The organism is Rahnella victoriana, assembly GCF_004330295.1.
GTDB lineage: Bacteria > Pseudomonadota > Gammaproteobacteria > Enterobacterales > Enterobacteriaceae > Rahnella > Rahnella victoriana.
In genome coordinates this window covers 20255-31907 of sequence record NZ_SJOJ01000016.1, presented here as the reverse complement: position 1 = coordinate 31907, position 11653 = coordinate 20255, and the positions used below count along the sequence as shown (strand labels likewise).

Genomic DNA, 11653 nt, shown 5'->3' with positions numbered 1-11653 from the left:
CTTAACCAAACTCTCTCAGGCGATGCAGGAGGCGGAGGAACGGAGATCCTTCATCTTGTTTACGGTCATGCTGACCCGTGATAACCACGGTGGCCGTGGTGCCTGCCGGATACGGATGTTGCTGATCTTCATCGTCGAGCACGATTTTCACCGGCACACGCTGCGCCAGACGCACCCATTCCAGGTTACTGTCGATGGTCGCCAGACCGTTGGTCGCCGCAGAGGAAGAGCTGTTGGTCACTGCGGCTGCCACACTGTCAACCGTACCGTGCATGATGCGGTTGCTGCCCAGCGGCGTGATTTCCGCACGGTCACCTTTTTTCAGCCCAGGCAATTTGGTTTCTTCCAGATAAGCCAGAATGTAGAAAGAATTTTTCTTCACCAGCGCCACGGCGGTAGAGCCACGGTTGATGTAGTTGCCCGGATGCACGGTGAGGTTCGTCACCCAGCCATCGGCAGGCGCAACCACCACGGTACGTTCCAGATCCAGCACCGCCAGATCCCGCGCAGCCTGCGCTTTCGCCAGCTGATGTTGGGCGGTTTGCAGCACGTTATTGGCCTGGTCGATCTCTTCCTGTGACATGGCCTGCACGCCCAGTTTCACACGACGTCCGGCTTCGCGTTTTTTCTCGGCTGCCAGCGCCTGGTAATAGGCGACGTCAGCACTCGCTTCGTCCAGCGCCTGCTGGTAGCGCGGCTGGTCGATTTTGAACAGCACCTGGCCTTTCTTCACCAGTTGGTTATCAATCACCGGCACATCGGTGATAAGACCGGTGACGTCGGGCGCGATAGACACGACATCTGCGGTAAATTTGGCATCACGGGTCCACGGAGATTCGGTATAGAACGCCCAGGCTTTGAAGATTGCGATGACAGCCAGCACGACAAGAATCAACGTTATTGCATAACGTATTATTTTTATGGAGAAATTTTTCACAACGCCCTCAGACGAACATGCAGGAGATCAGGTAAAAAAGACAGCAGTACAACGCTGTGTTGAACAACGCCGGGTGCCAGACAAAGTCGTAGATCCCGGTAGGTTGCAATACGCGCCGCAGCAGGAAAAACACCACCAGCGCCAGCAGTATTTCAAAAAACACCGGAGGAAACGACAATCCGAAAATCACCATTACCGGAAGCAAACTCATCAAAAATTCCTTACATTATTACGACGGACAAACCAGTATCGTCCCGCGCACGCATTATTCATTATTTTAGGCAACGGCACGCGACCCCGTTGAAAAATAAATTCAGCGGAAGTGAACGGTAAAACCATGGGGTTGCCAGGGAAGTGTGCGAAGGTAAGCAGTCAGTCAGGAATACTGAAACCTGAGGTTTATCACCCGGAAGGGTATATTAGCGTGCTTATTATCAAGTAATCAACGTTCTGTGATCTAAATCACTTTTAAGCCAGAGTTAACAATGGACCGATTAAAACGCATGTCGATCTTTGCTCAGGTGGTGGAAAGCGGCTCCTTCACTGCGGCCGCACGACGTCTCGACATGAGCGTTTCCGCCATCAGCCAGACTGTCTCAAAACTGGAAAATGATTTACAAATCAAATTATTAAACCGAAGCACCCGCAGTATCGGCCTGACCGAAGCCGGTAAACTGTACTATCAGGGCTGCCGGAAAATGCTGCATGACGTGCGTGAAGTGCATGAACAATTGTATGCCTTCAATAACACCCCGACCGGTACATTACGCATCGGCAGCTCCTCCACAATGGCACAAAATGTTCTTGCTGCGATGACGGCGGAAATGCTCTCCGAATACCCCGGACTGACCGTCAATCTGGTCACCGGCATTCCGGCACCGGATTTGATCGCCGACGGGCTGGACGTGGTGATCCGCGTCGGTGCGTTGCAGGATTCCAGCCTGTTCTGCACCCGCTTAGGATCGATGCCGATGGTGGTGTGCGCGGCGCGCAGTTATCTGGCGCAACACGGTACCCCGGAAAAACCCGCCGATATGGTGAATTTCTCGTGGCTGGAATACAGCGTCCGTCCCGACAGCGAATTTGAGCTGATCGCCCCCGAGGGTATTTCGACACGCATTACGCCGCAGGGCCGTTTCGTCACCAACGATTCGCAGACCATGATCCGCTGGCTGAAAGCCGGGGTCGGTATCGCCTATGTGCCGCTGATGTGGGTGATTGAGGAGATCAATAACGGTGAGGTGGAAATCCTGTTCAGGAGCTATCAGTCGGATCCCCGTCCGGTCTACGCGCTGTATACCGAAAAGGACAAGCTGCCGCTGAAAGTGCAGGTGTGCATTGATTATCTGACGGATTATTTCAAACGGGTGAGCAAGGTATATCAGGGCTACAGGCAGGGCAAAAAAGTCACGCAGTGGAATTAACCCTCCCCTTATCAAAGAGGAGGGAAAACACCGAAATCATCTTCTGTTACGCAGTACCGCCGACGGTCAGATTATCCAGTTTCAGGGTTGGCTGACCGACCCCGACCGGCAGGCTCTGGCCTTCTTTACCGCATACGCCGACGCCTTTATCGAGCGCCAGATCGTTACCGACCATGGAAATCTGCTGCATCGCTTCAATACCGGAGCCGATCAGCGTCGCGCCTTTCACCGGTTTGGTGATCCGGCCTTTTTCGATCAGGTACGCTTCAGAGGTGGAGAACACGAATTTACCGGACGTGATATCCACCTGGCCGCCGCCGAAGTTTGGCGCATACAGGCCATACTCCACGCTGCTGATGATCTCTTCCGGCGTGGATTTGCCGCCGAGCATATAGGTGTTGGTCATACGCGGCATCGGCAGATGGGCATAGGATTCACGGCGGCCGTTGCCGGTCGGCGCAACACCCATCAGGCGCGCATTCAGTTTGTCCTGCATATAGCCTTTCAGCACGCCATTTTCGATCAGCATGTTGTACTGACCCGGCACACCTTCATCATCAATCGCCAGCGAACCGCGCAGATTCGGGATCGTACCGTCATCCACCACTGTGCAGAGTTCAGACGCCACCAGCTTGCCCATCTGACCGCTGAAGACCGAGGTGCCGCGACGGTTGAAGTCGCCTTCCAGACCGTGTCCGACCGCTTCGTGCAACAGCACGCCCGGCCAGCCCGCGCCCAGAACCACCGGCATGCCGCCCGCAGGCGCCGCCACTGCGGTCAGATTCAGTAATGCCATCCGCACCGCATCACGGGCAAAGGCTTCAGCACGGACTTCACCGTTAACCGTTTCGAGGAAATAGTCATAACCGACACGACCGCCGCCGCCGCTTGAGCCACGCTCACGACGACCATCCTGCTCGACCAGCACGCTGACAGACAAACGCACCAGCGGACGGATATCCGCCGCCAGCGTCCCGTCGGTCGCCGCCACCAGCACGGTTTCATACACGCCGGTAATGCTGGCGCTGACTTCCTGCACGCGTTTATCTGCCGCACGGGCAATTTTGTCGACGCGGTGCAACAGTTCGATTTTCGCTTCGCGGGGCAGGCTTTGCAGCGGATCCAGCGGAGAATAAAGAGATTTATAGGCAATTTCGCCCAGCGTATGCGCTTTGCCATTGCCCTGTTCACGGACAATGCTGCGGGCGGCTGTCGCGCTCTGGTTCAGGGCATTCAGGGTGATCTGGTCGGCGTAAGCAAAACCGGTCTTTTCGCCGCTTATCGCACGGACGCCCACACCCTGATCGATATTGTAAGAACCATCTTTGATGATGCTGTCTTCGATCACCCAGGCTTCATGGAAACTGGACTGGAAAAAGAGATCGGCATAATCAAGACGACGTTCAGACAACTGGCCCAACACCGAAAACAGATCCTGATGACTCAGATTATTGGCAGTTAGTAACTGCTCACTGACTAAGGCCAGACTCATAGATGTTCACTCTCTTTTTAGACGACAATCCGGCGGGCTGACCGTGATAAAAACGGTCAGCCTGCCAGACAATCCATTGTGACAAGGTTATTTACAGCCTAACACAGCCCGCACGAGGTTTCCTGCCACCTTCGCCGCTGAGATTACTGTGCCGCGGCGGCTTTCGGATGCTCCACGGGTTTGCGCAGAATTTCGTTGATGTGCGGATCCGCAATGGTGCCGCTGATCTGATAACGGATCAGCGAGATTTTATTCCACAGCGGCGCCAGCACTTTACTGGCGGCAAAGACGGCGACGCCGACCACCGGGTTGATGACGAAGGCGGTCGCCACGCCAACCGTGGCGGAAATTTCCGGTGCAATCACCGCTTCCAGATCCAGCTGCTGATTCACGAAGTTGACCTTGCCGGTGATGGCGATATCCGCTTCCAGACCATCTATCAGCAGGTCGTCCGTGTGCATCACACCGTCTTTAATCCAGGCGGTCGATTTGATCGAGTCAAAGTAGAAGCCCTGACCAAAGGTATCGCTGAAATCGAGGCGCAATTTACGCAGTAAGGCATCGAAGCTGACCAGACGCAGTAATTGTCCGGCGCGGCCGGTGCCGACATCCGCAATTTCGCCTTTGCCCAGCGTGTTTTTCAGCGTGCCGTTCAGCGTGCTGATATCCGGTTTCCACGGCAAGGATTTCCAGTGCAGGTCAAAGTTGACGTCAAACGGCGCGCCTTTCAGTGGCGTGGTCACGCCAAAGAATGACATGGCCTGCTCAATATCTTTACCGGCAACTTTGCCTTTCAGGCCGGTATTCTCGCCCTGTCCGTTCTGCGTCCAGTCACCCTGCACATCAAGGCGCGCCACGCCGGTATCAATCAGACCGTTACGCAACATCAGCTTATCGCCCTGCGGCGTCAGGTCAGCGTTCACTTTGCGGAAGTTCTGTCCGAGGAACCAGCAGGCTTCACAACGCAGCTGCAATGCAGGCCAGCCCGAGAACGAAATCTTATCGCCTGCCAGCGGATTGCCCGCCGGCTGGTCGCTGCTGGCGACATCCGCCACGGTCCATTGCGGATTGAAATAGACATATTTCAGATTCGCCAGCCACGGGCCGTTGTCATTCATGTTCAGCTTGCCGTCGATTTCCTTCCCTTTGGCCGTCACTTCCATGCCCTGATGCCCCTGAACCGAGGTGAGGGTCAGATCGTTCCAGACCTGTCCGGCCAGCGTCAGTGCCGGTGTGGTCAGGATAATCTGGTGCGGGAAGCTGAAACCGGCCACTTTGCTTTTGGTATCCTGTGTCGCTTTTTCCGGCGACAGCAGGCCCAGCCAGTTCTCGCCATCCAGCGCAGGCAGATGCAGCGTCAGGCTGCTGTCCTCCGGCAACGGCGGCGTTTTTTTGCTGTTTGCCTGCCATGCCGCACGGTCCAGTTTCAGCTGTTTACCCAGCAGCCAGCGGCTGTTGAAATGGTCCTTGCCCGCCAGCACGCCTTGCAGGGTAAAGCTGTGAAGATCGCCTTTGACATTCACCACCAGCGGCATCGCTTGCCCGGCTTTCTTACTCAGTGGATCAGGTAAGTGACTGCTTACATCTTTCAGATCGGCGTTCACATCGACGGTGTATGTCGGCGTGCCTTTGTGCGGCAGGGTAATATTGACGTCGCCTTTCCACGGCGTACCGCCGGAAATCTTGCTGGCTGCCGCCGCAGGCAGACCCGGAATTTTGGACAATTGCCAGTTGGCATCCAGCCCGACCTGAACCCTGAAATCATCCGGCAGTTCCTGCGTACTGAACATCACGTTAACCGGTTGCCCGAACCAGTTGCCGGTGAGCCGGTTACTTTGCAGGTTGCCATTGTCATAACTGAACTGGCCGCTGAGATTGTTGATTTTGCTGTTCAGCGGTTTGATAAACAGGCTGTTGTCATTGAGCGTGACGCCCCCGGAGGCGCGCACCAGCTCGCCATCCAGCGGGATATCCAGATGTAAGCGACCATTCACATCGCCGCCGATTTGCAGTTCCTGTAAAGCCGAACCCAGCGAGTCGTGCAGCGGCGTATTCATGAAGTAATCGCCGATATCTTTACCTGAGCCGTGCAGATCGGCATCGATAAACAGTTTTTCTTTCAGGTAGTCAGGGATATTGGCGACCACGTTATTGCCATCAACGTTGCCCAGTTTGGTATGCGCGGCTTTCATAAACAGGCCGTCGTTAAGGAAATCGAGATCGATATCCAGATCGGTCAGCGCAGGCCATTTTGGCTGGTACTGGAAGGTCGAATGGCGCAGCGGCACCCAGACTTCAAACTGCCCTTCATTCTTTTTGAACGGGAAATGATGCGGATTGCCGTTAAAGGTCAGCGTGGCATTATCCACCTGACCGCCCTGAATGGCGCCGCTCAGATAATCCACCAGATGTTTGCCCATCAGCGGTTCAGGGAAATAGCGCCACGCCTGCCCCGCATCATACAGGCGGATACCGGCCAGAATATTCAGCCAGGGTTCGCCTTTGACTGGCTGGTTGTAGCGGAAATCCCCTTTGGCCCACAGCGCATTGGCCTGTATATCCACGTCTTTGCCCGACAGCATCCAGCCATCCTTGCCGTTGGTCCAGTTAAAGGTTCCGGTCGCGGCGCTGACATCCAGCGGTGCGCGGAACATTTCGCCGTACGGCAGCAGGCTGTCCTGCAATTTCACGGTCATCTGACCGCCTGCCACACTGCCTTTCAGGCCACCGCTGAAATGGTTGATGCCCGGCAGCAGTTTCCAGCGCTGCCAGCTGACATCGTGCCAGTTCACATCAAAGCGGGTCTGATCCAATTGTTTGAGCGGAATATCCAGCGCGAGGCGATTGACGTTACCGGCGGGTTTTAAATCCTGCCAGCGTTCCAGCAGCGCCGGTGTCAGGAAGGAAAACGTCGGGATCACCGGCCCTAAACGTTCCAGCTGCAAATTCGTGCCGCGGATACGTAACTCTTCACCCTGCGTCGGCCCGAGAAAATCTGTATTTTCCGGCAGATAGAGCGCCTCAAGGCGACCTTTCGGCCAGGCCACGCCATCGGTTTTCAGGTTCAGCTGCTGCGTACCGACCTGCCAGCCATTACCCTGACGATTACCGTGCAGCGTCAGATTATCCACATCCAGCCGGTGTTCATCCGTGCCGGTTTTCCAGATGGCGGAACCGTTTTTCAGCAAGGCGTCTCCGGCAAAAATCTCGCCGTTGCGCACGGTCAGCCACGCCGCCAGGCTGAAGTTGGCATTCTCCAGACCGGTATTGCTGCGCAGCCAGCGGCTGAACCACGGCTTCATATCAATGTCGTCCGCCTGCAGGTAAATTTTACCGTTATTGAGCAGACCGTTGGTGTCATTGAGATCCATACGCAATTGCACAACACCGTGCTGCCCGTTGAAACTCGACAGGCTAAGCTGCCCTTCGGCACGGTGACGGTTGTGACTGTTCAGCCAGGTGAGCTGCGGAATATCAAATTCTGCACGCGGGCCGGAAGGCGTCGGGAAAGAAATGCGGCTGTTGCGCAGATCGAAATGGTCGACCTGCCGCAGGAAAATATCGCTGACACGCCCCGGCTTGATGCCGCTGCCTTTATTGGCATCGCCACCCAGCGGGGTGTTGAGATCGAGTTGCAGATTGTAGAAGGTGAGATCGCGGAACTGCCAGCGCAGGTGCAGCAGCGATTGCCAGACGTCCAGCGCCATGGTGATGCGCTGAACCTGCCATTTGGCGTCCGGTAAGGTCACCTGCAGGCCACGGATCTCCATAACCGGGCCAAAGGTTTTCCAGCTCGCGCTGACTTGCGACAATTCGATCGGTACGCCGGTGACCGCCTCGACTTTCCCGACCAGCTGATCCTGAAAGCGGGTCAGCTGAGGCAATGCCAGACGCAGGCCACTGATCACCAAAGCCACTATCACGACAAGGGTTGCGCTGGTGGTTAATAAGATACCGGGCAGTCGCCTCAAACCTCTCTCCTTGTTTTCCATTCCATGCCGGTTTTCACCCGCACAGACGGCAATGGAAACCTTTAACTTCCTGATGCTTCAGGCGAATAGCCATCTGATCACATCATGACGACGTCGAACTGTTCCTGACTGTAGAGCGGCTCAATCTGCACTTTGACCTGCTTACCGACGAAGATTTCCACTTCGGCCAGTGCATGGGATTCCTCTCCCTTGAGCGCCTCACCGACGGCCGCAGACGCATAGACCAGGAAACGGTCGGAATCATACGCATGATGCACACGCACGATTTCACGCAGAATTTCATAGCAGACGGTTTCCACGGTTTTCACCGTGCCGCGCGCATGACAGGTCGGGCAATCGCTGCACAACACATGTTCGACGCTTTCACGGGTGCGTTTACGGGTCATTTCCACCAGACCGAGCGCCGAGAAACCATGAATGCCGGTTTTCACGCGGTCTTTCGACAGCGCCTGCTCAAGGCTGTGCAACACGCGACGGCGGTGATCTTCATTCGACATATCAATGAAGTCGATGATGATGATGCCGCCGAGATTGCGCAGTCGCAGCTGACGGGCAATAGCCTGTGTCGCTTCGGTGTTGGTGTTAAAAATGGTGTCTTCCAGATTGCGATGGCCGACAAACGCACCGGTGTTGATATCCACGGTGGTCATGGCTTCGGTCTGGTCGATAATCAGATAACCGCCGGACTTGAGTTCCACCTTGCGCTCGAGCGCGCGCTGGATCTCGTTCTCCACATCGAACAAATCGAAAATGGGCTGCTTGCCGCTGTAATGCTCCAGCTTACTGGTCATTTCAGGCATGTATTCGCTGGTGAACTCCACCAGCAATTCATAGGTCAGGCGGGAGTCCACGCGGATACGATCCAGTGCTTCACCGGCAAAATCACGCAGCACACGGTGCGCCAGCGCCAGTTCGCCATACAGCTTGCACTTGGTTTTGTTGCGACGTTTGCGCTCCATCACCTTGGTCCACAAGCGTTTCAGGTAGGCCGCATCCTGCTTAAGTTCTTCTTCGCCCACGCCTTCGGCCGCCGTGCGGATAATATAGCCGCCGTGCTCATCACAATATTCCGAGACGATACGTTTAAGGCGGTCGCGCTCCGCTTCGCTTTCTATACGCTGCGACACACCCACGTGTGACGCGCCGGGCATAAACACCAGATAGCGGGAAGGCAGCGTAATGTCAGTGGTCAGGCGTGCGCCTTTGGTGCCGAGCGGATCTTTCACCACCTGCACCATCAGATCCTGTCCCTGATGCACCAGCTCGGCGATATCACGCACATGGAAATTTTTCTGCTCATCACGCGCCACGCATTCGGTGTGCGGCATGATGTCGGACGCGTGCAAAAACGCCGCTTTTTCAAGGCCGATATCGACAAAAGCGGCCTGCATGCCAGGCAAAACCCGGCTGATACGTCCTTTATAAATGTTGCCGGCAATCCCGCGCTTGGTCTCACGCTCAATATGGATTTCCTGCAGAATGCCACCGTCAATGTAGGCCACGCGGGTTTCAGACGGGGTGACATTGACCAGTAATTCAGCTGTCATGTTTTCTCCTAAGCTCGCGTAAGGCAGAAAATTCATTTAGCAGTTCCTGGGTTTCCACCAGAGGAAGACCCACCACTGCATAGTAACTGCCGCGAATTTCACGGACGAAACAACCGCCCTTTCCCTGAATACCATAAGCGCCCGCTTTATCCATGGGCTCACCGCTCAGAATATAATGTGCAATGTCATCCGGGGATAGTGAACGGAAGGTGACATCGGTCACAACCAACGTATTGAGGCAATCCCGCCTGTCGGCAAACGCAATGGCGGTCATCACCTGATGCTGTCTGCCGGACAATGAGTTAAGCATAACAGCGGCTTGCGCTTCGTCACGCGGCTTTTCCAACACTTTACCGTCGAGGACCACAATCGTATCGGCGCCGAGCACCGGCAGATCCTCTGTTGCTACCGCCACACCGGCCTGCGCTTTCTCTTTCGCCAGCCGTAATACGTAAGCTTGCGGCGCTTCATCAGGCTGGCGCTCTTCGGCAACGTCGGTGACCAGACGTTCAAAAGGCTGCTCCAGCAGGGCCAGTAATTCACGGCGGCGCGGCGAACCGGAAGCCAGATAAAGTGCGGTCATAACATCCTCATTGCACAGCAAACTGACGGCGAATTTTACGCATCAGCAGGAACAGCCACGGCCAGAGAACGCCATCAACCACACTGCTCCAGAAAACTTCCGGGCGGAACGACACGTTGACCACCAGAAATTCACCCCAGAACACCATGACGTCCACCGCCAGCGAAAGCACCATGACAATCAGTGCTTGTTGCCACAGCGCCAGATTACGGAATAACTGGAATTTGAACGCGACCAGATAGGCCGTGATGGCAAACGCCAATGCCCGGATGCCCAGAGTCGATCCCAGGATCAGATCCATAATGAAACCGACAATAAAACCGGTACCCACGTTGACGCGATGCGGTAACGCCATCACCCAGTAAATCAGGATCAGCATCAGCCATGACGGCCTGAACATATAGAGCTGTTCGGGCCACGGCATCACCTGCAGCAGCATGGCTATTAAGAAGGATAGCCAAATAATCCAACGTCCGTGGCTCCGGTAACTGTTCATTGCGTCGCTCCCTGTACTGCCGGAGCGCTGACTGGCGCCGTCACGGTGCCGGTTGCCGGAGGAGGAACCGGCGCAGGCGGCCCCATATCGCCCGGAGGCGGCAATACCTGCGGCATCATCTGCATCAGGCGTTCGTTCGCCACGCGATGGACTTCATCCGGCGGCAGCGGATGCTCGCCGTTACGGTCAGAACCCCACAGCAACAACAGATAACGCAGACGTTGCAGACCGGCGGTCGGACGCGCCTGAATCACGGTGTAAGCACGCTGGTTATCGACTTTCACCGAAGACACCACGCCCACCGGATAACCTTCCGGGAAACGTCCGCCCAGACCTGAGGTCACCAGCACATCGCCGACACGAATATCGGTATTGCTTGGCAGATGCTCGAGTTGCAGATCATCAGCACAACCGCTGCCGGCCGCGATAACGCGAATGTCGTTACGCAGTACCTGAATCGGCAGCGCATGTGACGCATCACAAATCAGCAAAACACGGCTGGTCAGCGCGGCCACAGCCACCACCTGACCGACAACGCCTTTGTCGCTGATCACCGGTTGCCCGATATACACGCCGTTATTGCTGCCTTTGTCGATCACCACCTGATCGCTGTACGGGTCATTGCTGGTCGACAGAACCTGCGTCACCATTTTGTGCTCATCCTGACGCAGCGGTGATCCCAGCAGTTCACGCAAACGGGCATTTTCCTGTTTGTACTGGCCGAGCAGCATCAGGTCGCTGTTTTTCAGCAACAATTCCTGGCGCAGGGCACGGTTTTCCAGTTCCAGCTGACCACGTGTGGCAAAGGTCGAGGAGACCTGATCTAAAAATTCACGCGGGGCATTCGACAAAAAATAGAAGGGACTGACGGCAGTATCCATATAGGTGCGAATTTTAACAAACGTACCTATTTTACTGTCGGCAACAATCAGGACAATGGCCGTGAGAATAGCCAAAAAAAGTCGCAGCTGCAGGGAAGGTCCCCTGCTAAAAATTGGCTTCATAAAATATGCGAGTTCCTCGGCAACAGAAGGTTTCAGCCAGTCGAAGTAAAGACTTCACCTGACAGAAAAGGCGGCAATCTCATGGGATAGCCAAAGCACCGGCAAAGCATCATCGCTCAGCCAGTGTTTGCGCGGATCCACATTGAACACTGCACACTTCACGTTGCAGGTTTTACCT

Annotated in this window: 9 protein-coding genes; 1 reads left to right on the top strand and 8 read right to left on the bottom strand. The window is 55.5% G+C overall.

The features are described 5' to 3' along the window. Position 1: 1 nt before the first annotated feature. Positions 2-937, bottom strand: a complete 936-nt coding sequence (gene aaeA, locus EYY67_RS14555; protein WP_095924398.1) for a p-hydroxybenzoic acid efflux pump subunit AaeA — start codon at positions 935-937, stop codon at positions 2-4. Positions 938-944: 7 nt separating this feature from the next. After that, positions 945-1148, bottom strand: coding sequence for a p-hydroxybenzoic acid efflux pump operon protein AaeX (gene aaeX / locus EYY67_RS14550; protein ID WP_015698919.1), 204 nt, complete (start codon positions 1146-1148; stop codon positions 945-947). A gap of 274 nt (positions 1149-1422) precedes the next feature. Between aaeX and aaeR the strand changes: the two genes are divergently transcribed. Beyond that, the gene (gene aaeR, locus EYY67_RS14545; protein WP_095924397.1) at positions 1423-2361 is read left to right on the top strand and encodes an HTH-type transcriptional activator AaeR; all 939 of its coding nucleotides are present in this window, start codon (positions 1423-1425) and stop codon (positions 2359-2361) included. A 46-nt stretch (positions 2362-2407) separates the two neighbouring features. Here aaeR and tldD read toward each other — a convergent pair whose 3' ends face one another. The 6 genes from tldD to mreC all read right to left on the bottom strand — a co-directional run bounded on the left by tldD (position 2408) and on the right by mreC (position 11475). Beyond that, positions 2408-3853, bottom strand: a complete 1446-nt coding sequence (gene tldD / locus EYY67_RS14540; RefSeq protein WP_095924396.1) for a metalloprotease TldD — start codon at positions 3851-3853, stop codon at positions 2408-2410. Positions 3854-3996: 143 nt separating this feature from the next. Beyond that, entirely contained in the window at positions 3997-7824 is a 3828-nt protein-coding gene (gene yhdP / locus EYY67_RS14535) for an AsmA2 domain-containing protein YhdP (RefSeq protein ID WP_131693782.1), read from the bottom strand. A 98-nt stretch (positions 7825-7922) separates the two neighbouring features. After that, entirely contained in the window at positions 7923-9392 is a 1470-nt protein-coding gene (gene rng, locus EYY67_RS14530) for a ribonuclease G (RefSeq protein ID WP_013577287.1), read from the bottom strand. Next, the gene (locus tag EYY67_RS14525) at positions 9382-9975 is read right to left on the bottom strand and encodes a Maf family protein (RefSeq protein ID WP_131693781.1); all 594 of its coding nucleotides are present in this window, start codon (positions 9973-9975) and stop codon (positions 9382-9384) included. Before EYY67_RS14525 ends, rng begins: the two co-directional genes overlap by 11 nt. A 7-nt stretch (positions 9976-9982) precedes the next feature. Next, positions 9983-10471, bottom strand: a complete 489-nt coding sequence (mreD, locus tag EYY67_RS14520; protein WP_095924393.1) for a rod shape-determining protein MreD — start codon at positions 10469-10471, stop codon at positions 9983-9985. Beyond that, positions 10468-11475 (bottom strand): rod shape-determining protein MreC, encoded by a 1008-nt coding sequence (gene mreC / locus EYY67_RS14515; RefSeq protein ID WP_095924392.1) that lies wholly within the window; start codon positions 11473-11475, stop codon positions 10468-10470. Before mreC ends, mreD begins: the two co-directional genes overlap by 4 nt. Positions 11476-11653: the final 178 nt, after the last annotated feature.

What these genes read in the sequence shown, in the direction of transcription:
- mreC (WP_095924392.1), bottom strand. Translation starts at nt 11,475, where the DNA reads ATGAAGCCAATTTTTAGCAGGGGACCTTCCCTGCAGCTGCGACTTTTT.
- aaeR (WP_095924397.1), top strand. Translation starts at nt 1,423, where the DNA reads ATGGACCGATTAAAACGCATGTCGATCTTTGCTCAGGTGGTGGAAAGC.
- EYY67_RS14525 (WP_131693781.1), bottom strand. Translation starts at nt 9,975, where the DNA reads ATGACCGCACTTTATCTGGCTTCCGGTTCGCCGCGCCGCCGTGAATTA.
- mreD (WP_095924393.1), bottom strand. Translation starts at nt 10,471, where the DNA reads ATGAACAGTTACCGGAGCCACGGACGTTGGATTATTTGGCTATCCTTC.
- tldD (WP_095924396.1), bottom strand. Translation starts at nt 3,853, where the DNA reads ATGAGTCTGGCCTTAGTCAGTGAGCAGTTACTAACTGCCAATAATCTG.
- aaeX (WP_015698919.1), bottom strand. Translation starts at nt 1,148, where the DNA reads ATGAGTTTGCTTCCGGTAATGGTGATTTTCGGATTGTCGTTTCCTCCG.
- rng (WP_013577287.1), bottom strand. Translation starts at nt 9,392, where the DNA reads ATGACAGCTGAATTACTGGTCAATGTCACCCCGTCTGAAACCCGCGTG.